The 23,163-nt window shown below is 60.8% G+C and carries 16 protein-coding genes; 9 read left to right on the top strand and 7 right to left on the bottom strand.

Going from position 1 to position 23,163, the window contains the following annotated elements:
* The first annotated feature begins 116 nt into the window (after nucleotides 1-116).
* Nucleotides 117-2,990 (top strand): VIT domain-containing protein, encoded by a 2,874-nt coding sequence (locus KHU30_RS06150; RefSeq protein ID WP_230427196.1) that lies wholly within the window; start codon nucleotides 117-119, stop codon nucleotides 2,988-2,990.
* Between the two features lie 99 nt (nucleotides 2,991-3,089).
* Here KHU30_RS06150 and htpG read toward each other — a convergent pair whose 3' ends face one another.
* Together htpG and KHU30_RS06140 are read right to left on the bottom strand one after the other, a co-directional pair.
* Entirely contained in the window at nucleotides 3,090-5,003 is a 1,914-nt protein-coding gene (gene htpG / locus KHU30_RS06145) for a molecular chaperone HtpG (RefSeq protein WP_211441688.1), read from the bottom strand.
* 190 nt (nucleotides 5,004-5,193) lie between these two features.
* Nucleotides 5,194-6,660 (bottom strand): aminotransferase-like domain-containing protein, encoded by a 1,467-nt coding sequence (locus tag KHU30_RS06140; RefSeq protein ID WP_211441687.1) that lies wholly within the window; start codon nucleotides 6,658-6,660, stop codon nucleotides 5,194-5,196.
* 137 nt (nucleotides 6,661-6,797) lie between these two features.
* On the opposite strand from KHU30_RS06140, the gene KHU30_RS06135 reads away from it, so the two are divergent.
* The 6 genes from KHU30_RS06135 to KHU30_RS06110 all read left to right on the top strand — a co-directional run bounded on the left by KHU30_RS06135 (nucleotide 6,798) and on the right by KHU30_RS06110 (nucleotide 11,721).
* A complete protein-coding gene (locus KHU30_RS06135) occupies nucleotides 6,798-7,118 on the top strand; it encodes a DUF2917 domain-containing protein (protein ID WP_230411384.1) in 321 nt (106 codons plus the stop codon).
* Complete coding sequence (locus KHU30_RS06130; protein WP_211442236.1) at nucleotides 7,118-7,711, top strand: LysE family translocator; 594 nt, start codon at nucleotides 7,118-7,120, stop codon at nucleotides 7,709-7,711. The genes KHU30_RS06135 and KHU30_RS06130 overlap by 1 nt, the downstream gene beginning before the upstream one ends.
* Before the next feature lie 53 nt (nucleotides 7,712-7,764).
* Nucleotides 7,765-8,640, top strand: coding sequence for a DMT family transporter (locus tag KHU30_RS06125; RefSeq protein ID WP_211441686.1), 876 nt, complete (start codon nucleotides 7,765-7,767; stop codon nucleotides 8,638-8,640).
* A gap of 185 nt (nucleotides 8,641-8,825) precedes the next feature.
* A complete protein-coding gene (locus KHU30_RS06120) occupies nucleotides 8,826-9,284 on the top strand; it encodes a RidA family protein (protein ID WP_211441685.1) in 459 nt (152 codons plus the stop codon).
* A 164-nt stretch (nucleotides 9,285-9,448) separates the two neighbouring features.
* A complete protein-coding gene (locus KHU30_RS06115; protein WP_211441684.1) occupies nucleotides 9,449-10,642 on the top strand; it encodes an aminotransferase-like domain-containing protein in 1,194 nt (397 codons plus the stop codon).
* A 50-nt stretch (nucleotides 10,643-10,692) separates the two neighbouring features.
* Nucleotides 10,693-11,721, top strand: coding sequence for a threonine aldolase family protein (locus KHU30_RS06110; protein WP_211442235.1), 1,029 nt, complete (start codon nucleotides 10,693-10,695; stop codon nucleotides 11,719-11,721).
* 153 nt (nucleotides 11,722-11,874) lie between these two features.
* Here the strand turns inward: KHU30_RS06110 and parC are convergent, their stop codons facing one another.
* From parC to KHU30_RS06095, 3 genes are all read right to left on the bottom strand, one after another.
* Complete coding sequence (parC, locus tag KHU30_RS06105) at nucleotides 11,875-14,196, bottom strand: DNA topoisomerase IV subunit A (protein WP_211441683.1); 2,322 nt, start codon at nucleotides 14,194-14,196, stop codon at nucleotides 11,875-11,877.
* 37 nt (nucleotides 14,197-14,233) lie between these two features.
* The gene (locus KHU30_RS06100; protein ID WP_211441682.1) at nucleotides 14,234-15,094 is read right to left on the bottom strand and encodes a lytic transglycosylase domain-containing protein; all 861 of its coding nucleotides are present in this window, start codon (nucleotides 15,092-15,094) and stop codon (nucleotides 14,234-14,236) included.
* 324 nt (nucleotides 15,095-15,418) lie between these two features.
* A complete protein-coding gene (locus tag KHU30_RS06095) occupies nucleotides 15,419-17,407 on the bottom strand; it encodes a DNA topoisomerase IV subunit B (protein ID WP_211441681.1) in 1,989 nt (662 codons plus the stop codon).
* 339 nt (nucleotides 17,408-17,746) lie between these two features.
* Here KHU30_RS06095 and KHU30_RS06090 point away from each other — a divergent pair, with 339 nt between their 5' ends.
* Nucleotides 17,747-18,592 carry a response regulator gene (locus KHU30_RS06090; protein ID WP_211441680.1) on the top strand — a complete coding sequence of 282 codons (846 nt, stop codon included), beginning with the start codon at nucleotides 17,747-17,749 and terminating at the stop codon, nucleotides 18,590-18,592.
* 60 nt (nucleotides 18,593-18,652) lie between these two features.
* On the opposite strand, the gene KHU30_RS06085 is transcribed toward KHU30_RS06090, so the two are convergent.
* Both KHU30_RS06085 and KHU30_RS06080 read right to left on the bottom strand, forming a co-directional pair.
* Entirely contained in the window at nucleotides 18,653-19,822 is a 1,170-nt protein-coding gene (locus tag KHU30_RS06085) for a vWA domain-containing protein (protein WP_211441679.1), read from the bottom strand.
* Nucleotides 19,823-19,849: 27 nt separating this feature from the next.
* Nucleotides 19,850-20,704, bottom strand: a complete 855-nt coding sequence (locus tag KHU30_RS06080; RefSeq protein ID WP_098496614.1) for an AAA family ATPase — start codon at nucleotides 20,702-20,704, stop codon at nucleotides 19,850-19,852.
* 156 nt (nucleotides 20,705-20,860) lie between these two features.
* Between KHU30_RS06080 and KHU30_RS06075 the strand changes: the two genes are divergently transcribed.
* Nucleotides 20,861-23,074 (top strand): site-specific recombinase, encoded by a 2,214-nt coding sequence (locus KHU30_RS06075; RefSeq protein WP_211441678.1) that lies wholly within the window; start codon nucleotides 20,861-20,863, stop codon nucleotides 23,072-23,074.
* Nucleotides 23,075-23,163: the final 89 nt, after the last annotated feature.

Raw genomic sequence — 23,163 nt, 5'->3', positions numbered from 1 at the left:
GTTTCATATCACAAGCCGGCGTATCGGCATAAACGGAGAATAATATGTTACGAGGCTTGTTTGGCGCGCTTTGCGCGCTGCTCCTTTTGCTTCCCGCGGCAGAGGCAAGGACGGTGATGCCGCCCAGATTGATTATCGCCAACGGCGCCGAAGAACCGATCGTGCTGCAAAGCCTGCACGTCAGCGGCGAAATCAGCGGCGGCATGGCGCAGACTACAGTGCAGATGGTGTTCTTCAATCCCAACCGGCGCCTGCTTGAGGGGCAGCTGCAATTTCCCTTGCTGGATGGCCAGCAGATCATCGCATTCTCGCTCGATATAGAAGGACGGCAGCGGCCCGCCGTGCCGGTCGAAAAGGCCAAGGGACGCCAGATATTCGAAGCAATCGAACGGCGCCGGGTCGATCCCGGCTTGCTGGAAGCCACCCAGGGCAACAATTTCAAGTTGAGGATCTACCCGATCCCGGCCAACGGCACGCGCACCGTTGAAATCACATACGTGGAGCCGCTGGCGCGCCAGGGCAAGAACTGGCTGTATCGTTTGCCGCTGGCTTACGGCGACCGCATGCGCGACTTCGATCTGACGCTGAACGTGCATGGCGCCGCAGCCATGCCGCAGCTCAGCGGCACGCTGGGCGCCGTCGGCCTGGTGCGGACTGGCGAACAGTACCAGATGCATGTCAATAAAAGCGGATTCGCCGCGGCCGGCATGCTCAGTCTGCTGATACCTGCCAATGAAAAGCCGCAGACTTACACCCAGGTGCGCGATGACGGCACCTGGTTTGTCACCGAAATTCCGGTGGCCGAGACACGTACCGCGCGTAACTTGCCTAAGGTGATCGGTTTGCTGTGGGATAGTTCGGGCTCCGGAGCCGGACGCGACCATGACGCTGAGTTTGCCGTTCTCGATCGCTACTTCAAGGCGGCCGGCAACGCGGAAGTACGTTTGACCCGCTTGCGCGACAGGCCGGAGCCGGGCCAGTCATTCCACGTTGCTAACGGCAACTGGAACGCCTTGCGCCAAGCCTTGCAAAACACGGCCTATGACGGCGCCAGCGCGCTGGGCGACTGGCAGCCGGAGGCCGGTGTCGGCGAATACCTGCTGGTGAGCGATGGCCTGAGCAACTACGGCAATGCGGCTTTCCCCAAGCTTGCGGTAGCGCAGCGCCTGTACGCCTTGAACTCGGCGCTGGCGGCGGATGCCGGCTTGCTGTCCGCCTGGGCGGAAAACACCGGCGGCCGTTTGATACAGGTTTCGGCGCAATCGGTGGCGGCAGCAACGCAAGCCTTGCTGACCGAAGCGACCCATGTAGAAGCATTGACCGCGACGGGCGCCAGCGATCTGCAGATCGAATCGCATGATGCCAAGAACGGCATCCTCCGCATTGCCGGGCGCTTGCGCGGCCAGGACGCCCAGCTCACGCTCACCACGCGGCAAAACGGCCGGCTGGCTACGACGACGATTCCGGTTTCGGCCGCGGCGCCCGGGCATCCGCTGGCAGCCTACCTGTGGGCCGGATATCGCTTGCATGAACTGGAAGCGAACCGCGACCTGCATCGCGCAGAGATTCGCCGCATCGGACAGCAGTTCGGCCTGGCGACCCGTGAGACCTCGCTGATCGTGCTTGAACGCCTTGACGATTATGTACGCTACGATGTCGCCCCGCCGCAGGAATATCAGGCGGCGTTCAACCAGTTGAAGAAGCTGCGTGACGACGATCTCAGGCAGACGCGTAGCCGGCATATGGAAAATGTGCTGCGGCAGTTTCAGGGCAAGATTGCCTGGTGGGAGAAGGATTTCTCTAAGGACGGCGTGCCGAGGCCTAAAAAAGCCATGCCTGACGCCCTCAACGGCGCCGGCCTGGCGCGTTCGATCATTCAGCCGCCGACCATGCCTGCCCAGGAGTTGGCGGCGCCTGCTCCTGTTTCGGTAGCTCCGATAATAGCGCCTCCCGCAGCAACTGAACCACGACCAGCGCCGTCTCCGGCCCCGGTTGCCAGCCGCCAGCGCTTCTCTGAAGGGAATGCAAATTACGCGGCAAAATCCGCGGCAACAAGCGATGCCGCGCCCGCAACGCCGGAAATCAGCGTAGCGCTGCAGAAATGGAGCGCCAATGCGCCCTATATCAACCGTCTCAAGGCCGCGACGGCGGATAACGCCTATGCCATCTATCTCGACGAAAAGCCGGGCTACGCAAACAGCAGCGCTTTCTTTCTCGATGCCGCCGATATCCTGCTGGAGAAAGGGCAGCGCGACCTGGCCCTGCGTGTCTTGTCCAACCTGGCCGAGATGGACCTGGAAAACCGCGCCGTATTGCGCATACTGGGCTACCGCCTGCTGCAGGCCGGGGCCCCGGCGCTGGCCATCCCTGTCTTTGAAAAGGTAAAACAGCTGGCCGAGGAAGAGCCGCAATCGTTCCGCGATCTCGGCCTGGCTTATGCCGCCAACAAGCAGTACCAGCAAGCTATCGATCAGTTGTACGAAGTGGTGCTGCGGCCATGGGACGTACGCTTTCCGGAAATCGAAACGATCGTCCTGGCGGAACTGAACCAGATCGTGGCGACCGCCGGCGTTCCGCTTGACACCAGCCGGATCGATCCGCGTTTTCTGAAAAACATGCCGCTCGATTTGCGCGTCGTGATGACCTGGGATGCGGATAACTCCGATATGGATCTGTGGGTGACCGATCCGAATGGCGAAAAATGCTTCTACGGTTATCCGCTGACGCACCAGGGAGGCCGCATGTCGCGCGATTTCACGCAGGGCTACGGGCCGGAGGAATTTTCGCTGCGCAAGGCCAAGCCGGGCAAGTACAAGATCGAGGCCAATTACTACGGCAACAGCCAGCAGCTGATTGCCGGCGACACCACCTTGCAGGTCAAGCTGACGACCGCGTTCGGCACCGCCCGGCAAAAGGAGCAGATGGTGACCTTGCGCCTGAAGGATCGGCAGGACACGGTCTTTGTCGGTGAATTCGACGTTGCGCCATAACCCCGCAGGCCGCCGGCCATAAAGAAAAGGGCTGCCAGACAATCCGTCTGGCGGCCCTTGATTGCTTGCCTGCGGAACAGGCGGCAAACCGGTTTCGGCTTACTTGCCGGCCATGCCCAACAGCATTTCATTCAAGCGCTTGACGAAACCGGCCGGATCCGCCAGGGCGCCGCCTTCGGCCAGCAAGGCCTGGTCGAACAGGATGTGCGACCAGTCGCCGAACTTGGCTTCTTCGTATTTCAGGCGCTGCACCAGCGGATGGTCCGGATTGATTTCCAGGATAGGCTTGGAGTCCGGCGCTTCCTGGCCGGCAGCCTTGAGCATGCGCAGCAGGTTGCCCGACAGTTCGTTTTCATCGGCCACCAGGCAGGCTGGCGAATTGGTCAGGCGGAAGGTGACGCGCACATCCTTGGCTTTGTCGGCCAAGGCGGTTTTCATCTTTTCGACCAGATCCTTGAACTGGGTTTCGGTTTCTTCGTGCTGCTTCTTCTCGGCTTCGTCTTCCAGTGTGCCGAGATCGAGGCCGCCCTTGGCTACCGATGCCAGTTCCTTGCCTTCGAAATCCTGCAGGAAAGACAGCATCCATTCGTCGACGCGGTCGGTCAGCAGCAGCACTTCCACGCCTTTCTTGCGGAAGATTTCCAGGTGCGGGCTGTTCTTGGCGGCGGCAAAGGTTTCGCCGGTGGCGTAATAGATCTTGTCCTGGCCTTCTTTCATGCGGCCGATGTAGTCGGCGAAGGACACGGTCTGCATATCGCCGTCATTGCTGGTGGAGGCAAAGCGCAGCAGCTTGGCGATGCGGTCCTTGTTGGTCGCATCTTCCCCGATACCTTCTTTCAGCACCTGGCCGAATTCTTTCCAGAAGGTCGCGTACTTGTCCTTTTGCGCCTGGTCGTCGCTGTTGGCCAGCTCTTCCAGCAAGCCCAGCACGCGCTTGGTCGAACCTTCGCGGATCACGCGCACATCGCGCGATTCCTGCAGGATTTCACGCGATACGTTGAGCGGCAGGTCGCTGGAGTCGATCACGCCCTTGACGAAGCGCAGGTAGACCGGCATCAGCTGCTCGGCATCGTCCATGATGAAGACGCGCTTGATGTACAGCTTGATGCCGCCGCGCTTGTTGCGGTCCCACAGGTCGAACGGTGCACGGCTGGGCACATACAGCAGCTGGGTGTATTCGCTGCGGCCTTCGACCCGGTTGTGGGTGTAGGTCAGCGGCGCTTCGAAATCGTGCGAGACATGCTTGTAGAACTCGGTGTACTGTTCTTCCGTGATATCGGACTTGCTGCGTGCCCACAGCGCGCTGGCCTGGTTGACGGTTTCGTATTCGTCCTTGACGACGGTTTCCTTCTTTTCTTCGTCCCATTCTTCTTTCTGCATCACGATCGGCAGCGAGATATGGTCGGAATATTTGCGGATGATGGATTTCAGCTTCCAGGCCGACAGGTATTCGTCTTCGCCTTCGCGCAGGTGCAGCGTAATGTCGGTGCCGCGTGAAGCCTTGTCGATCGCTTCGATGCTGAAATCGCCGGCGCCGGCGGATTCCCAGCGCACGCCTTCGGTGGCGCTGGCGCCTGCGCGGCGGGTGTCGACCGTGATCTTGTCGGCGATGATGAAAGCGGAGTAGAAGCCGACGCCGAACTGGCCGATCAGCGCCGCATCCTTTTGCTGGTCGCCGGACAGTTTCGAGAAGAATTCCTTGGTGCCGGACTTGGCGATGGTGCCGAGGTGCGAGATGGCTTCATCGCGGCTCATGCCGATGCCGTTGTCCGAAATCGTGATGGTGCGTGCAGCCTTGTCGAATGCGACCTTGATCTTCAGCTCAGGATCGTTCTCGAACAGGGCGCCGTTGTTGATCGCTTCAAAGCGCAGCTTGTCGGCGGCATCGGATGCATTGGACACCAGCTCGCGCAGGAAAATTTCCTTGTTGGAGTACAGCGAGTGGATCATCAATTGCAGCAGCTGCTTTACTTCTGCCTGAAAACCAAGGGTTTGCTTTTCGGATACGGCCATTGTTTCCTCTATGTGTAAATTAAATAAGCGTAGAAAAAGTGATGTGAAAGTGATACGAGCGCGATAAAAACGGCAAAGCGGCCGGCATAGCGCCGCTTTCGTCCTGTGTATTTGTCAAAAAATGGGGAGCAATCCGGATTTTACAAGAGCGGATTGCGAGAGGATTGCTTAACTTGCTTATTTGTCATTTTCATTTGCCACATTCCTGTTCCAGGAAGCGCCAGATGGCCGGGTCAGACATCGCCGCCACATTGATCCGCATGCGCGAGGAGGGCAGCTGGCTGGGCGAGAACAGGGCGCCGGGCGCGAGCAGGAAGCCCTCGGCCAGGGCCTTTTCCGCCATCACATTGGTGTCGTGGCCGGTATCGGCCCAGACAAAGATGCCGGCCGGGGTGCTGATGTCGACCGTCATGCCTATCCTCTCCATCTGCCGGATGGTGCGGTCGCGCACGCTGTCGAGCTTGCTGCGCAAGCGGTCGAGGTGCTTGCGGTAGTGGCCTTCAGACAGGATTTTATAGACCACCCGTTCGCTGACTTCGGCGCTGGTCAGGTTGGTCAGCATCTTGCGGTCGGCAAAATGCTGGGCCAGTTCGGCTGAGGTGGCGATGAAGCCGGAGCGCAGGTTGGGCGAGAGCGTCTTCGAAAATCCGCCCATGTAGATAACGCGGTTGAGCTGGTCGAGCGATGCGATGCGGGTCGCCGGCTGGATTGCCGAGCCGGGATGCATGTCGCAATAGATATCGTCCTCGACAATCATGAAGTCATGCTCCTCGGCCAGCTTGAGGATCTGGAATGCCTTGGCTGCGGAAAGCGAGGTCGAGGTCGGATTGTGCAGCACCGACACCAGCACATACAGCTTGGGCTTGTGCAGCGCCACTAGTTCCGCCAGCTTGGCCATGTCGGGGCCGTCAGCCAGGCGCGGCACGCCGACCACCTTGGCGCCCAGCGCCGCAAAGGAGGCGAACATCAGGAACCAGGAAGGGTCGTCCACCAGGATGACGTCGCCGGGTTGGGTAAAGTGGCGCGCCACCAGGTCCAGCGCCTGGGTGACGCCGGTGGTGGTGACGAACTGTTCCGGCGTGGCGGCGATTTCCAGCTCGGCCATTTTCAGCTGCAGTTGCTGGCGCAGCGGCAAGAAGCCTTGCGGAATCCCATATGAAAGCAATTGCGCCGGATTCTGCCGGCTGATGCTGCGCAGGGCGTTGGCGATCAGGTCGGCATCCAGCCATTCGCTGGGAAACATGCCGGAGCCGGGCATTTTCTTGTTCGGCGCCTGCTGGTGCATATTGCGCACCAGCCAGACCACGTCGATCAGTTGCGGCTGTTTGTCGCTGGCCGGGTTGCTGCCGCGTTCTGCCAGCAGCGGCGAGCGTTCGCGCACATAAAAACCTGAGCCGCGGCGCGATTCCAGGCAGCCCTTGGCTACCAGCCGGTCGTAGGCTTCCACCACCGTGAAGCGCGACACGCTGTGGCTGTCGGCGAACTGGCGGATCGACGGCATGCGGGCGCCGCTGCGCAGCAGGCGGTCGCTGATGCGGGTTTCGATGCTGCGCACGATCTGTTCGACCAATGAAGTGTCGCTGTCGCGCGACAGCAGTTGCGGGGCGGATGGCAGCTGGCTGCTGCTCAGCTTGCGGGGCGGGACTGTGTTGGTCACTGTGATGGTTACTGTATTGGTAATTCAGCCGGGACAATGTCAGAAACTACTTGTTTAACTGTATTGGTACTGTATTGGTTTATTGGCTTAGCATAGACCTAAATCCTTAATGCTGCAAATCCGGAAGAGAGTGCGCCATGCAAACACTATTCAAACAACAATCTCATACCTTGGCGGGCGGCAGCGTGCTGTCCGGCGTGACCGAACAGCACTTGATCCTGAAGGTGGTCAGCGGCCGCGTCTGGGTGACTTTCGAAGGGCAGCCGGAAGACCACTGGCTGCACGCCGGCCGCTCGCTGACCTTGCTGCCAGGGCGGGTAGTGGTGGTTGAAGCCGATCCCGGCAGCAGCCGCATCAGCCTGAGCGGCTTGCCGCAACGCGGGACGCCGGGCATCCTGCGGGCGCTGCTGGCACGCTTGCGCGGCCCGGGCTTCCATCCTGCCACCAGCGTGTCATGATGCTGGCGTCCTTGCTGCCGCTCGCCGTGTTCGCCTTCGTGTCGTCGATCACGCCGGGGCCCAACAACATCATGCTGACCTCGTCCGGCATCATGTTCGGCTTCAACCGCACGATTCCGCACATGCTGGGCGTCACCTTCGGTTTCGGCGTGATGCTGGTGCTGTGCGCAGCCGGCATCGGCAGCCTGGTGCTGGCCTTGCCGGCTATCCATGTCATTCTCAAAACCCTGGGCTCGGCTTATTTGCTGTACCTGGCCTGGAAGCTGCGCAAGATGTCCTTCAAGTCCGAGCTGGAGAGCGGCCACCGGCCGATGACTTTCCTTGGCGCGGCAATTTTCCAGGCCGCCAATCCCAAGGCCTGGATCATGGCCGTCACCAGCGCCTCGGCTTTCCTGCCGCCGCTGCAGCCGATCTGGCTGTCGATTGGCCTGTATTGCCTGATTTTCTCGGTGATCAACCTGCCATGCGTCAGCGTCTGGGCCGCCGCCGGTTCGGGACTGCGGCGCCATCTGGCGCGGCCGCTGTGGCAGCGCGTGTTTTGCGCGGTCATGGTGCTGCTGACCATCTATTCAGCGATCTCGATCTGGCTGTGAGTGCGGGACTGCTCCGATTCAATTCAAGCAATCAATAATGGAAGACTGGCGACATGACAGATGAATCGAAGGGCATGTGGCTGGGGCTGGCTGGGGTGGCGATATTCAGCCTGACCTTGCCGTTCACGCGGATGGCGGTGGCGGAGCTCAATCCGGTGCTGGTCGCCTTCGGCCGGGCGGTGGTGGCGGCCTTATGTTCAGTACCGTTGCTGTGGAAGCTGAAAGCCGCCTGGCCGCGTGGCGCGCAATGGAAAGCGCTGGCGTTGACGGCGCTGGGCGTGGTGGTCGGCTTTCCCTTGTTCTCTTCGGTGGCGATGCGCTACGTGCCGGCTTCGCACGGCGCCATCGTGCTCGGCATCTTGCCGCTGGCGACCGCCATGTTCGGCGCGCTGCGCTTTGGCGAGCGGCCATCGGCCGGTTTCTGGATCGCAGCCCTGGCGGGTAGCGGCCTTGTCCTTGCTTTTGCACTCAGCCAAGGCGGCGGCCTGCAGCTGGCTGACCTGGCGCTGCTGGCGGCCGTCGTGGCTGCCGCCATGGGTTATGCCGAAGGCGGGCGCCTGTCGCAAACCATGGGCGGACAGCAGGTGATCGCCTGGGCCTTGCTGCTGTCGTTGCCCGTCCTGCTGCCGATTACCGTCTGGCTTGGCTGGCGCTACGGCGCAAGCGCCTCGCCCAAGGCCTGGCTCGGCTTTGCCTACGTCTCGCTGTTCTCCATGTTTATCGGCTTCTTCTTCTGGTACAAGGGGCTGGCCCTGGGTGGTATCGCTCGTGTTGGGCAGGTGCAACTGTTGCAGCCGTTCATGACCCTGCTGGGAGCGGCGCTGCTGCTGGGCGAGACGCTGGTAACCAGCAACATGCTGTTTGCCCTGGCAGTGCTGGTGGTCGTCGGCTTTGGCCGCAAAACGGCGATACGGCGTCAGCCTGCCTGATATTCCGCAAAAATTGGATGGCAAAATATAACGCCGCACTGGTCGCCAACTCGGCGCTGGGGTGAGATAATTGTTGGCTTCCCGGGCTTGGAAGAATGGCCATGGCCCGGCGTTATCCCATTTACCCTGTCATTGCTGCTGGCGTCACAAGCGTTGGCAAATGATTATATTTTTCGGAGTATCTGATGTCTGTATATGAAAAGTTGCAAGCCCTGAATATCACTTTGCCTGCGGTCGCTGCGCCTGCGGCTGCCTATGTGATGTATGCCCAAAGCGGCAATACGGTCTACCTGTCCGGCCATCTGTCCAAGAAAGACGGCAAGATCTGGGTCGGGCAACTCGGCAAGGACATCACGACCGAAGAAGCCAAGCTAGCCGCACGCGGTATTGCGGTTGACCTGATCGCTACCTTGCAAGCCGCTTGCGGCGGCGATCTGTTGCGCGTCAAACGGGTCGTCAAGCTGATGAGCCTGGTGAACTCGACGCCTGACTTTACGGAGCAGCACCTGGTCACCAACGGCGCCTCCGAACTGATCGGCGAAGTGTTTGGCGAGCAGGGCAAGCATGCCCGTTCCGCATTCGGTGTGGCACAGCTGCCGCTGGGCGCCTGCGTAGAAATTGAAATGATTGCTGAAATCGAATAAACCTCGCAGTTCTGGTAGCGCTAACCGCACTTGGCGCTACCGGCCCAGGAGACGGCAGATCATAAAAACCTTGGGCTGTTGCGCATCGGATCCGGCTATGACAGTTCACCAGCCGCGGCGATCGACAGCAGCCTTTTAAAATAAGATCACTTGAAGAGAATCGTATGAAAATCGAAAACCCAACCCCGCTGCAATGGCGTTTCTCGGAACGTGCACAGAAGCTGCAAAGCTCTGCCATCCGTGAAATCCTCAAGATCACCATGCGTCCGGAAATCATTTCCTTCGCCGGTGGCCTGCCGTCGCCGGCGACGTTCCCGGTCGAGCGCCTTAAGATCGCCTTCGACAAGGTGTTGTCGGATCAAGGCAAGGTCGCGCTGCAATACGGGCCGACCGACGGTTATGGTCCGTTGCGCGAGTGGGTGGCCAATTCACTGTCGACCGACGGCGCCAAGATCATGGCCAACCAGGTCATGATGACCTCCGGTTCGCAGCAAGGCCTGGACCTGCTGGGCAAGGTGCTGATCGATGAAGGCAGCAAAGTGCTGGTTGAAACCCCGAGCTACCTGGGCGCCTTGCAGGCGTTCTCCCTGTACGGTCCGGAATTCGTTTCCGTGCCTAGCGACGATGGCGGCCTGATGCCGGAAACCGTGGCGACCCTGGGCCAGGGCGCGCGCATGCTGTACGCCTTGCCGAATTTCCAGAACCCGACCGGCCGCACCTTGTCGGTCGAGCGCCGCCAGGCCCTGGTGAATATCTGCGCCCAGCTTGGCCTGCCGCTGATCGAGGACGATCCTTACGGCGCCCTCAGCTATCGCGCCGAGCCGCTGCCGAAGATGCTCAGCATGAATCCGGGCGGCGTGATCTACATGGGGTCCTTCTCCAAGATCCTGACGCCAGGCATACGCCTCGGTTACGTCGTCGCTCCGCGCGCGCTGATCGAGAAGATGGAGCAGGCCAAGCAAGCGACCGATCTGCACACTTCGCAGCTGACGCAGATGGTGGTGTACGAAACCATCAAGGACGGTTTCCTCGACCAGCATATCCCGACCATCCGCAAGCTGTATTCGGACCAGTGCGACGCCATGCTCGATGCGCTGCAAACCTATTTCCCAAGCGGCGTCAGCTGGACCCGGCCGGAAGGCGGCATGTTCATCTGGGTGACCCTGCCTAAGCATATCGACAGCACCAAGCTGCTGGCGGAAGCAGTAGAGCAGCACGTGGCCTTCGTGCCCGGCGGCCCGTTCTACGGCAATACGCCGGAACAGCATACCCTGCGCCTGAGCTTCGTTACCGTACCGCCAGCCAAGATCCGCGACGGCATCGAAAAACTGGGCAAGCTGATTGCTGCGAAACTCTAAGGACCCGATTGCCTATGGAACCGCTCGTGCCGTCGTCGTTGCCGCCGTCTTTGCAGCATTTTGCCTCCGATAACCAGGCCGGCATCTGCCCCGAAGCGCTTGAATATCTGCTCAAGAGCAACGGCAGCGGTCACGAGCCATCCTATGGCGACGACACCTGGACCCAGCGCGTATGTGACCGCATGCGCGATCTGTTCCAGACCGATTGCGACGTCTTCTTCGTGTTCAACGGCACCGCCGCCAACTCGCTGGCGCTGGCATCCTTGTGCCAGTCTTATCACTCAGTGATCTGCCATGAGCTGGCGCATATCGAAACCGATGAATGCGGCGGTCCCGAGTTCTTTTCCAACGGCTCGAAGCTGCTGACAGTCAAGGGTGAAAACGGCAAGCTGACGCCGGATGCGATCGAGGCGCTGGTGACCAAGCGCGCCGATATCCATTACCCGCGGCCGAAAGTGGTGAGCATCACGCAATCGACCGAAGTCGGCACCGTCTACACGGTTGAAGAAGTGCGCGCCATCGCCGCGATCGCCAAGCGCCGCCAGCTGCGGGTGCATATGGACGGCGCGCGTTTCGCCAACGCCGTAGCGGCGCTGGATGTGCATCCTTCTGAAATCACCTGGCGTGCCGGCGTCGACGTGCTGTGCTTCGGCGGCACCAAGAACGGCTTGCCGGTCGGCGAAGTGGTGGTGTTCTTCGATAAGAAGCTGGCCGAGGATTTCGCCTATCGCGTCAAACAGGCCGGCCAGCTGGCCTCCAAGATGCGGTTCATATCCGCGCCATGGCTGGGTTTGCTCGACAACGACGTCTGGCTGCGCAATGCGCGCCACGCCAATGCCATGGCCGCGCTGCTGCACCAGCGCCTGCTCGACATCGCCGGCGTCAAGGTGCTGTTTGAACCGCAGGGGAATGCCGTCTTTGCCGAACTGCCGGACCACGCCGCCAAGGCCATGCGCGCGCGCGGCTGGAAGTTCTATCAATTTATCGGCGCCGGCGGCTGCCGCTTGATGTGCGCCTGGGATACACAGCAAGAGACGGTAGAGCGGTTTGCCGCTGAGCTGCGCAGCTTGTGCGTCTGAGTATCTAATCCAACTCTCGATATCACGCAGAAATAAAATGGGGTCAGAATAAAATGGGGTCAGAGTCGAATTTAATAATTCGACTCTGACCCCATTTTTGCTGACCCCATTTTTGTGCGGGAGCCGGAAATCGGCTGCCTTGTCAGGATTGGGCTATGGCGTCACGGGCGTGAGAGTGAGCGGTTTCAGTTTCGATTCCAGCAGTTTCCCCTTGCGGGCGCGTTTGCCGATATGCGGCGCCAGGCCGGATGCCGACAACGCTACCTGCTGGGCTTTGCCGCCGCGGCCGACGCCGGTCACCAGCACGCCGCGCTGGCTGATCGGTTGCGCTGCCAGCAGCTTCTCGTTGGCCTCCAGTTCCATCAGGATCACGCCGCGGCCGCCATTGCTGAGCGTCTTGCATTCATCCAGTCCAAACACCAGCAAACGGCCTTTTTCCGACAGGCAGGCGATGGCGCTGGCGGTGCTGCTCAGCGCTTGCGGCGGCAGCGGCAGGTCGCCGTCGTCCAGCGTGACGTAGGCTTTGCCGGCCTTGACCCGGCTGAGCATGTCGCCGAGCTTGGCGGTGAAGCCGTAACCGCCGGAGCTGGCCAGCAGCAAGACGGTGTCCAGCGGACCGGCGAAGTAGTGCAGGATGCTGCTGCCGTTGGCGAGGTCGATCAGGGTGGTGATCGGGACGCCGTCGCCGCGCGCGTTCGGCAGGGTCGCGACCGACACCGAATAGATGCGGCCGTTGGAACCGAAGGCCAGCAGGTTGTCGACTGTGCGGCATTCGAATGCGCCGTACAAGGCGTCGCCGGCCTTGAAGCCGAACTGGCTGGCGTCATGGCCGTGGCCGGTGCGTGCCCGCACCCAGCCCTTTTGCGAAATGATGACGGTCACCGGCTCGTCGACGATCTTGGTTTCGACTACCGCTTTTTCGGCCGCTTCGATCAGGGTGCGGCGGGCATCGCCGAACTGTTTCTGGTCGGCTTCGATTTCCTTGATGATCAGGCGCTTCATCGATGCCGGATTGTCGAGCAGGTCTTGCAGCGTGGCTTTTTCGCTGCGCAGCTCGGCCAGTTCCTGCTGGATCTTGATTGCTTCCAGGCGCGCCAGCTGGCGCAGGCGGATTTCAAGGATGTCTTCCGCCTGGCGGTCCGACAGGTTGAAGGCGGCGATCAGCGCCGGCTTCGGCTCATCCGATTCGCGGATCAGCTTGATCACCTTGTCGATATTGAGCAGGATCGCTTCGCGGCCTTCCAGGATGTGGATACGGTCGTCGATCTTTTGCAGCTTGAATTGCGAACGCCGCGTGACAGTGACGAAGCGGAAGCTGATCCACTCGCGCAGGATCACGCCCAGGCCCTTCTGGCGCGGCCGGCCATCGCCGCCTATCATCACCAGGTTGATCGAGGCGCTGCTTTCCAGCGAGGTGTGGGCCAGCAGCATGTTGGTGAATTCGGTCTGGTCCAGGTTCTTCGACTTCGGCTCGAACACCAGGCGCACCGGCGCATCGCGGCCCGATTCGTCGCGCACCGTGTCCAGCACCGACAGGATGGAAGTCTTGAGCGCGATCTGGTCAGGCGTCAGGGTTTTCTTGCCGAGCTTGATTTTCGGATTGGTCAGTTCCTCGATTTCTTCCAGGATCTTTTGCGATGACGCGCCCGGCGGCAATTCGGTAACGACTGCCTGCCACTGGCCGCGCGCCAGGTCTTCGATTTTCCAGGTGGCGCGCACTTTCAGGCTGCCGCGGCCGCTTTCGTACATCTCGGAAATCGCCGTCGCCGAGGTGATGATCTGGCCGCCGCCCGGAAAGTCCGGGCCTGGGATGATTTGCATCAGTTCGGCATGGCTCAGCGCCGGATTGCGGATCAGGGCAACCGCGGCCTTGGCCACTTCCTGCAAATTGTGCGATGGAATTTCCGTGGCCAGGCCCACCGCGATACCCGAGGCGCCGTTCAGCAGGACGAAGGGCAGGCGTGCCGGCAGCAGTTTCGGTTCTTCGGTGGAGCCGTCGTAGTTAGGCTGGAAATCGACCGTGCCCATGTCGATTTCTTCCAGCAGCAGCCGGGCGATCGGCGTCAGGCGTGCTTCGGTATAACGCATCGCCGCCGCGCCGTCGCCATCGCGCGAGCCGAAATTGCCCTGGCCGTCGACCAATGGGTAGCGCAGCGAGAAATCCTGGGTCATGCGCACCAGCGCGTCATACACCGACTGGTCGCCGTGCGGATGCAGCTTGCCCAGTACGTCGCCCACCACCAACGCCGATTTACGCGGCTTGGCGGCGGCGTTCAGGCCGAGTTCGCTCATCGCGTACAGGATGCGGCGCTGCACCGGTTTCTGGCCGTCGGAGACGTCCGGCAAGGCGCGGCCTTTGACTACCGAAATGGCGTAGTCGAGATAGGCGCGTTCGGCAAAGGTGGCAAGGGTTAAAGATTCAGCGTCCGGAGTTGGTGCATCTGGTGTTGCAAACAGATCGTTTTGGTCGGTCATGGAGAGTCGTGAATGATTCGGGCTGTTATTCGGGCAGTTATTCGATGAAAGGGGTTGGCGCTGCAGGCAGCGCCGCGGCTGGCGGAATCAGGCTGGCGGCAGGCGCCGGCGCGATGTCGGCCGGCATGCTGCGGCGGCCGGGAATCACCAGCTGGATACGTTTCAGGCCGTTGCCGCCATTGCCGCCAGATCTGGCCAGGGCTGGCTGGTACAGCTGATAAAACTGCCGCACCAGCTGCACGTAATTGCGGGTTTCCGGATAGGGGGGCACCTGGTTCTTGTACTTTTGCACCGCGCCTTCGCCGGCATTATAAGAGGCGATGACCAGCTCTTGCTGGGCCGGATAGAGCTTGAGCAGGTCGCGCAGATAGCGCGCGCCCAGGCGGATATTAGTGCGCGGGTCGGTGAGTTTCTGCTCGACCGGCTTTTTCTTGTCGCCGGTGAGGCCGTAGCGTTCGGCGGTGGACGGCATGATCTGCATCAGGCCGATTGCGCCTTTGGGCGATACGGCGCCGGGGTTGAATCCAGACTCGGCTGCCATCACCGCCTTCAGCAAGGCAGGATCGAGGGCAAACTCTTGCGCTGCCTGGTTCACCAGCGGTTCGTATTTTTTCAGGTTGGGATGCTGCGACAGATAACGGAACAGGGCGCTGTCGCGCACTGCCGGATCGAGCGGCTTCTGGCCCTTGCCGCTGAGCTGGGAGGAATCGAAAGCGCCGTCGCCGCGCATGAACAGCTGGTAGCGCTCATCCAGTTTTTCAGTCGAAAAATGGCCCATGCCTTCGGCATCGATATAGCCGAAAATATCCGCGCGCGCGCTGGTGACCGAGGTCAGCATTGCGAACGTCAGCAAAGTGGCGGCGAGGAGCCGGCCCAAACGATGGCGAAGCAGGTTCATCTATGACTGCTGGCCAAGTTTCGGGCGTACGGCATGACGGCGTTTCATTAAAAGCAATATCCTTTGTGTTGGCAAGTTCATGTGTGAACTGCGGTAAAACTCACGCGCATGGACAAGGCGGCTGCCCATGCTGCTGCAGGGACGCGACTACATGGAAGATCGGTTGAGCGCTGGCGCCCCGGCGCGCCGGGGCGTGGCTAATGAATCTCAAAACAGTGCCCATGATAATACGTTTCGCCGTTACCGATGGCCGACGGTAAAATTGTTACCAATTTTGCCATCTCCTGACATCCGTAGCATCCGTAACATATCTTGCGGCTGCACTCAGATATCTGCCTCGGCCTCGTTCCCGTGTTCTTCAATCCAGGCGCGCCGGGCTGCCGCTTCGCCTTTGCCCATCAGCATGTTGAAGCGGTTTTCCGATGCGTCCAGGTCGAAATTGCCGAGCGAGACCGGCAACAGGCGACGCGTGTCCGGATTCATCGTGGTTTCCCACAGCTGCTCGGCGTTCATCTCACCCAGGCCTTTGAAGCGCGAGATCGACCAGGCCGTATCCTTGACGCCATCCTTGCGCAATTTATCTTCGATGGCCTCCAGTTCGCCGTCATCCAGGGCGTAGATCTTTTGCGCCGGCTTCTTGCCGCGCGCCGGGGCATCGACCCGGTACAGCGGCGGCCGCGCGATGCAGATGTTGCCGCGGTCGATCAGTTGCGGGAAATGGCGGAAGAACAGGGTCAGCAGCAGCACCTGGATGTGCGAGCCGTCGACGTCGGCATCGGACAGGATGCAGATCTTGCCGTAACGCAGGCCGCTGAAATCGATGGTGTCGCCCTTGCTGTGCGGATCGACGCCGATGGCGACCGCGATGTCATGGATTTCATTGTTGGCGAACAAGCGGTCGCGTTCGGTTTCCCAGGAGTTCAAGACCTTGCCGCGCAAGGGCAGGATCGCCTGGAATTCCTTGTCGCGGCCCATTTTCGCCGAGCCGCCGGCGGAATCGCCCTCGACCAGGAACAGTTCATTGCGGGTGATGTCGCTGGATTCGCAATCGGTCAGCTTGCCCGGCAAGACGGCGACGCCGGAAGATTTCTTCTTCTCGACTTTTTGCGCCGAGCGCAGGCGGTTCTGAGCCTGTTTGATGACCAGGTCGGCCAGCTTCTTGCCGTATTCGACGTGCTGGTTCAGCCATAGCTCCAGCGCCGGCCGGGTATAGGTCGAGACCAGCCGCACTGCATCGCGAGAATTGAGGCGTTCCTTGATCTGGCCCTGGAACTGCGGGTCCAGCACCTTGGCCGACAAGACGAAGGAGACGCGCGCAAACACGTCTTCCGGCAACAGCTTGACACCCTTGGGCAGCAGCGAGTGCATTTCGACGAAGCTCTTGACGGCGCCGAACAAGCCTTCGCGCAAGCCGGATTCGTGCGTGCCGCCGGCCGAGGTAGGGATCAGGTTGACATAGGATTCACGCACGATGGCGCCGTCTTCGGTCCAGGCCACCACCCATGCCGCGCCTTCACCCTCGGCGAAGCCTTCGGCGTCGGCATTGGCGTATTGCTCGCCTTCGAACAGCGGAATCAGCGGCTCGGCATTCGAGGATTGCGCCAGCGATTCCATCAGGTAGCCGCGCAAGCCCTGGTCGTATTGCCAGGTCTGGCTGTCGCCAGTCTTGGCGTTCAGCAGCGTCACCTTGACGCCCGGCAGCAGCACTGCCTTGGAGCGCAGCAGGCGCTGCAGTTCCGGCTGCGAGATGGCCGGCGAATCGAAGTATTTCGGATTCGGCCAGGCGGTGACGCGGGTGCCGGATTTCTTGTCGTCGCGGCCGAGCGGGCGAGACTTGAGCTTCTCAATCACGTCGCCATCGGCAAACACCATGTGGTGCACGCCCGCTTCACGCCACACCGTAATCTCCAAGCGCGAGGAGAGGGCGTTGGTGACCGAGACGCCGACGCCATGCAGGCCGCCGGAAAAGGAGTAGGCGCCGCCGCTGCCCTTGTCGAACTTGCCGCCGGCGTGCAGGCGGGTGAACACGATTTCCACCGTCGGCACTTTCTCTTCCGGATGCATGCCGACCGGGATGCCGCGGCCATCGTCCTCGACGCTGACGCTGCCGTCGGTATTCAGGGTCACCAGGATATTCTTGCAATATCCGCCGAGCGCTTCGTCCGAGGCATTGTCGATCACTTCCTGAATGATATGCAGCGGATTTTCGGTGCGGGTGTACATGCCCGGGCGTTGCTTGACCGGTTCCAGGCCCTTCAGTACACGGATCGATGATTCGCTATAGTCAGATTGCGATGATTTTTTGGTTGCCATTCAGTCGGTTCAGGTAAATGTAAAATATTGTTAATTTGCAACTAAATTCGGGATTGCTGGTTAATATCCTGACCGCATTCTAATGAAAAAGCAGCCGGGGCGGGCACAATGTGCGCTTGCAATAAACGTATGGGTGGTCCGGCATGGGAGTTGCATGCTGTCGTGCATCATCCCGCGGCAGCCAAGTAGAGGCCTGCGCCTGGGCCTAGCGCCAATTTTGTTGGTGTCTGGAAATGGAATGTTGTTGTTTTTGTACAGTATGTTGATAAAAATAAAAGCTAAATAAAGACGCTGCTATGATGATCTGTCGTGATTCGCGCAACAGGGGGGCATACAAAAATGAAAAATCATAACGCACCATTCGCCATTCGCTTCATCGGCTTTTCCGCGCGCGAAATTAATATTTTCGATGCCACATTCTCGGTCGAGCAAAATCGCCAGAAGCAGTATTTTCGCTTATTCGCAGACAGCCTGCAGGAGCCGGACCTGTATCTGGTCAATTCCGACGATCTGAAAGCGCTGGCGATGCTGGCCGACATGGAGCCGAACAATTTGCGGCCGGCGCTGCTGGTCGGCACGCCGCATGTGGATCTGCCGTTTGCCAATGTCGAGCGGCCGATCCGCTGGCTCAAGCTGTTCGACGCGCTGGATATCCTGATGGAGCGGCGCCTGATCATGCTGGCCAAGCAGAATCCTGCCGATGCCGCGCTGGTGAACAACGTGCCTGAGCGGCGCCGGCGCGAACGTCTCGACCTCGACCTGACAGATCCGCAGGAATACGAGCGCATGCGCAACAAGGCGCCGCAAAGCGACCGCATCCTGGTGATCGATAATCAATCGACCTTTCGCGATGACCTGGCGATGGCTATGGCGCATCACGTGGTGCCGGTGGAGTGGGCCGGCAGCCTGGATGCCGCGGAGGAGGTTTACACGCGGCTCAGCATTTCCGTGGTGCTGATCAACCCCAGGCTGGCGCAGATCGATCCCTACGAGCTGTGCAGCACGATCAAGCGTCAGCATGAGAATACGCGGATAGCCGTGGTTTTTCTGAGCGATAAAGATTTCGCCTACGATCAGGTGCGGGCCAGCGAGGCGGGATGCGACGGCTTTCTGAACCGCCACCTGGAGCAGCCGCAAATCCTGCTGGCGCTGGGCAAGTTCCTGTCGATGCGGGACCGAGTTTAAGAGGCAGCACAGGGAAAACCGCCGGCGGGGCGATTTTCACCTGCTTATCTGTTTATTGGCTCATTTGCTTAGCAGTCGCATGCCGCGTTCCAGGCCGTCCATGGTCACCGGAAACATGCGGTTGCTCATCAACTGCCGGATCACTTCCACCGATTGCCGGTACTGCCACAAGCCTTCAGGCTCGGGATTGAGCCAGATGAACTTGGGGAAGGCGCGGGTGAAGCGCTGCAGCCACTCGGCGCCGGCTTCCTCGTTGTTGTATTCGACCGAGCCGCCGGGCTGCAGGATTTCGTAAGGACTCATGGTGGCGTCGCCGACAAAGATCAGCTTGGTGTCCGGCGTGTACTTGCGCAGGATGTCCCAGGTCGGGAAACGTTCGGCATGGCGGCGCTGGTTGTTTTTCCACACGTAGTCATAAACGCAATTGTGGAAATAGAAGAATTCCATGTTCTTGAATTCGGCCTTGGCCGCGCTGAACAGTTCTTCGGTGCGGGCGATGTGGTCGTCCATGGTGCCGCCGACGTCCAGCAGCATCAGCACCTTGATGTTGTTCTTGCGCTCCGGCCGCATCTTGATATCGAGGTAGCCGGCGTTGTTGGCAGTGGCGCGGATGGTGTCGTCCAGCGCCAGTTCTTCGGCGATGCCTTCGCGCGCGAACTTGCGCAGGCGGCGCAGGGCGACCTTAATGTTGCGCGTGCCCAGCTCGCGCTCATCGTCATAGTCGCGATAGGCGCGCGCATCCCACACCTTGACCGCGGTGCGGTTGCCGCCGCTGCCGCCGATGCGGATCCCTTCGGGATTGGCGCCGCCGTGGCCGAACGGCGATGTGCCGCCGGTGCCTATCCATTTGTTGCCGCCTTCGTGCCGGCCTTTTTGCTCTTCCAACAACTCCTTGAGGCGGTCCATCAGCTTGTCGTAGCCGAATTTTTCCAGCTGCGCCAGCTGTTCCGGCGACAGCTCGCGCTTCATGCGCTGCACCAGCCAGTCCAGCGGGATTTCGGCGTTCTTTTCAAAGATGGTCTGGATGCCTTTGAAATAGCGGCCGAAAGCCTGGTCGAACTTGTCGAAGTGGGCTTCGTCCTTGACCAGCGTAGTGCGCGCCAGATAATAGAAATTATCCAGCGTCGGTGAAATGACCTTCTTTTGCAGTGCTTCCAGAAGGATCAGGAATTCCTTGATCGACACCGGAATCCTGGCGTCTTTCAAGGTGAAGAAGAAATCGATCAGCATCTTGGTTGTTCGCGCTTATCCATCCGATTACCGGTTCTTTCTTGCCATGAAAACCAGGCGCTCGAACAGATGCACATCTTGTTCGTTCTTCAGCAGGGCGCCATGCAAGGGCGGCACCACGGCCTTGGCGTCGCTGCTGTGCAGCGCTTCCGGCGGAATGTCTTCCGCCAGCAGCAGCTTGAGCCAGTCGAGCAGTTCGGAGGTGGACGGCTTCTTTTTCAGGCCGGCCACATCGCGCACCTGGTAAAAGGTCTCCAGCGCCTGCGCCAGCAAATCCTTTTTCAGATGCGGGAAGTGTACATTGACGATCTCCTGCATGGTCGCCTTGTCCGGAAACTTGATGTAATGGAAAAAACAGCGGCGCAGGAAGGCGTCCGGCAGTTCTTTTTCATTGTTGGAGGTGATGATCACCAGCGGCCGATGCTTGGCGCGCACCATTTCACGTGTTTCGTAGACGTAAAATTCCATACGGTCGAGCTCGCGCAACAAATCGTTGGGGAACTCGATGTCCGCTTTGTCTATCTCATCAATCAGCAGCACCACTTGTTCGTCTGCGTTGAACGCCTGCCACAGGACGCCCTTGACGATGTAGTTGTGGATGTCCTTGACCCTGGCGTCGCCCAGCTGGGAATCGCGCAGGCGCGACACGGCATCGTATTCGTACAGGCCTTGCTGGGCTTTCGTGGTCGATTTGATATGCCATTGCATCAAAGGCATGTCGAGCGCGGCGGCCACTTCTTCCGCCAGCATGGTTTTGCCGGTGCCCGGCTCGCCCTTGATCAGCAACGGCCTTTGCAGCGTCAGCGCGGCGTTAACGGCTAGTTTCAGGTCGTCGGTGGCAACGTAGCTGGCGGAACTTTCAAAACGTGTCTCAGGTCGCATTATGGATAGTCATGTGTAAGCAAATAAAGCCGAGTATAAACGAGATGGCCAATTGGCTGGCCCCGACGGCTCCAATCGTGACAGCGATAAAACGTTGTCATCGCAATCAGGCAACTTGCCTTCACCGTCACCTAGATAGCCAATGAGCGATAGCCAATGAAATTTCTTCTTCTTCGCCTGCGGGTGATGTGGCGCCGCTTCCGGCATGGCGAGCAGCGCCAGGCCGACAACCGGCATTACACCCGGCAGGTCGACGCATTGATGCGTCGCGCCAACCCCTTTTCTGCCTGGCAGGAACGTGCCGACTGGATCATCGACGTGGTCCACTGGCTGCGCCATGTGCCCAGGGTATCGATGCTGGACGAGGACGGCCGGGTGCGTTTCAGGCAGGAGCGCCTGCATTTCCTGCTGCGCTGGCTGGACAGCAACCGCGATCTGCGCCGGGTAGTACAGGCGACCTTGCAGAAAACCTTGCGCGAAGCTGCCGGGCCGGAACTGTTTTGCGCCACCGGCCTGCCGCATGAGCCGGCGTTCTTCAGCGAACTGTCCGAGCATATCGTCAAGCTGGCATTGCCGAAGCCGCCGTTCGAAGCGGACTTGTCGGCGCTATTCACTGTGCTGTTTCCGACCCCGGAAGATGCCGGCTGGCTGCTGGCGCTGGACCGCCACAGCGTGGCGCAGCTGTGGAAGCTGATGGCCGACGACGGTATCGCCCATAACTACCAGCAGCAGATCGATGAAGCGCTGATCTATCTCGCCACCATGGTGCTGGCGGACGGCATCAGCAAGGCGTTCCGGCAGAAGCTGGACCCCAAGATGCCGCTGCAGGCAACGCCGTTCATGGTGCTGCGGCGCGAGCTGGAAACCTATTTGTACGTCAACCCGCGCGATGAGGCGGCCCTGCGCAGCGTGCGCATGCTGATCGCCGTCTGCCAGGCGCAGACCGACCGCATCTACGCCCACCTGGATGAACACGGCGTGTCGGTCAGCCTGGTCTACCGGGTCGAGCGCATGCGCGCCCAGCTCACGCGCATGGCGCTGCTGACCGATCTGCGTTCCGTGATCTACAGCAACGGCAACGGCGGCCGGCAGGACGGGCAGGGCGCCGGCCAGGTGCAGGCCTTGCTGGGCGACCTGATCGCGGCGCATCACCAGCGCTCTTCGGTGCGCGGTTTGATACAGCGCAGCTTCTCTCTGCTGGCGCGCAAGATGGTCGAGCGCAATGCCGACCACGGCGAGCGCTACATCGCGCGCGACAGCAAGGAATACCGGGCGATGCTGAAAGCCGCCGGCCGCGGCGGCGTCATCACGGCATTTACCGTGCTCGGCAAATCCATGGTGACAGCGCTCGGCGCCGCCCGTTTTTTCGAGGGCATTTTTGCATCGCTGAATTATGCTGTCAGCTTCATGGCGATTTCCGCCGTCGGCGGCGTCCTGGCTACCAAGCAGCCGGCGGTGACGGCGCCGGTGCTGGCTTCCAAGATGGGGCAGCTGGATACGGTCGAAGGCCTGCGTGCCTTGCTGACTGAAATCGCGCAGCTGCTGCGCTCGCAGGCGGCGGCCGTATTCGGCAACCTGATCGGCGTGATCCCGGCGATGCTGCTGATGTCGGGCCTTATCCTGCTGGCCACCGATGCTCCCATGATGACGGCGGAACATGCCCGCGCCAGCCTGCACAGCTTGTCGGTGATCGGGCCGACGCCCCTGTTCGCCGCCTTCACCGGCATCCTGCTATGGCTGTCGAGCCTGGCCTCCGGCTTTGCCGACAACTGGTTTGCCTTGCGCCGCCTGCGCGAAGCGCTGGCGCACCAGCGCCGCCTGGTGTATGTACTGGGCGCGATGCGGGCGGAGCGCTGGGCTGATTGGCTGGACCGCAATGTGGCGCAGATTGCCGGCAACGTCTCGCTCGGCCTGCTGCTGGGGATGACGCCGGTGCTGGCGCAGTTCTTCGGCCTGCCGCTGGATGTGCGGCACGTGACGCTGGCTACCGGCAGCCTCACTGCCGCCGCCGGCAGCCTCGGCTGGGAAGTGCTGGCGGCGCCGCAGTTCTGGCTCGCGGTGGCCGGGATTGCCAGTATCGGCGTCTTGAATGTCGGCGTCTCATTCGCCTGTGCGCTGACCCTCGCCTTGCGCGCGCGCGATGTGCCGGCACGGATCAGGCGGCTGGTGTTCCGGGCGGTGCTGCGCCGTTTCAGCGCCTCGCCGCGTTCCTTCCTGTTCCCTGAAGCGGCCATGGCTGCGGCCAAACCGGGGGCGCAGGCAGAATCGGATGCCGCCGATACGACTTTCGGCGACACGCGGCAAGCGGACGCGGGGCAGTCGTCGGATTCAGCGCCGCCGGACAGGCATCCCGGCAGCCGTCACGGCTGACGCGGCTTGCCTGCTTGCTGCCAAAAGAGCCGGTAGCGGACAACTTCCGCCAAAAGCCGGTAATTCCATGGAAATACGGGGTTTCCGGC

It is taken from the genome of Collimonas humicola (assembly GCF_018304945.1).
Classification (GTDB): Bacteria; Pseudomonadota; Gammaproteobacteria; order Burkholderiales; family Burkholderiaceae_D; genus Collimonas; species Collimonas humicola.
The sequence above is the reverse complement of the archived record's forward strand: the minus strand, read 5'-3'. Positions and strand labels throughout refer to the sequence as shown.

Excerpts from the sequence above, each read along its gene's own strand:
- KHU30_RS06150 (WP_230427196.1), top strand. The coding sequence starts at position 117 with ATGCCGCCCAGATTGATTATCGCCAACGGCGCCGAAGAACCGATCGTG.
- htpG (WP_211441688.1), bottom strand. The coding sequence starts at position 5,003 with ATGGCCGTATCCGAAAAGCAAACCCTTGGTTTTCAGGCAGAAGTAAAG.
- KHU30_RS06135 (WP_230411384.1), top strand. The coding sequence starts at position 6,798 with ATGCAAACACTATTCAAACAACAATCTCATACCTTGGCGGGCGGCAGC.
- KHU30_RS06130 (WP_211442236.1), top strand. The coding sequence starts at position 7,118 with ATGCTGGCGTCCTTGCTGCCGCTCGCCGTGTTCGCCTTCGTGTCGTCG.
- KHU30_RS06125 (WP_211441686.1), top strand. The coding sequence starts at position 7,765 with ATGACAGATGAATCGAAGGGCATGTGGCTGGGGCTGGCTGGGGTGGCG.
- KHU30_RS06120 (WP_211441685.1), top strand. The coding sequence starts at position 8,826 with ATGTCTGTATATGAAAAGTTGCAAGCCCTGAATATCACTTTGCCTGCG.
- KHU30_RS06115 (WP_211441684.1), top strand. The coding sequence starts at position 9,449 with ATGAAAATCGAAAACCCAACCCCGCTGCAATGGCGTTTCTCGGAACGT.
- parC (WP_211441683.1), bottom strand. The coding sequence starts at position 14,196 with ATGACCGACCAAAACGATCTGTTTGCAACACCAGATGCACCAACTCCG.
- KHU30_RS06100 (WP_211441682.1), bottom strand. The coding sequence starts at position 15,094 with ATGAACCTGCTTCGCCATCGTTTGGGCCGGCTCCTCGCCGCCACTTTG.
- KHU30_RS06095 (WP_211441681.1), bottom strand. The coding sequence starts at position 17,407 with ATGGCAACCAAAAAATCATCGCAATCTGACTATAGCGAATCATCGATC.
- KHU30_RS06090 (WP_211441680.1), top strand. The coding sequence starts at position 17,747 with ATGAAAAATCATAACGCACCATTCGCCATTCGCTTCATCGGCTTTTCC.
- KHU30_RS06085 (WP_211441679.1), bottom strand. The coding sequence starts at position 19,822 with ATGCTGATCGATTTCTTCTTCACCTTGAAAGACGCCAGGATTCCGGTG.
- KHU30_RS06080 (WP_098496614.1), bottom strand. The coding sequence starts at position 20,704 with ATGCGACCTGAGACACGTTTTGAAAGTTCCGCCAGCTACGTTGCCACC.
- KHU30_RS06075 (WP_211441678.1), top strand. The coding sequence starts at position 20,861 with ATGAAATTTCTTCTTCTTCGCCTGCGGGTGATGTGGCGCCGCTTCCGG.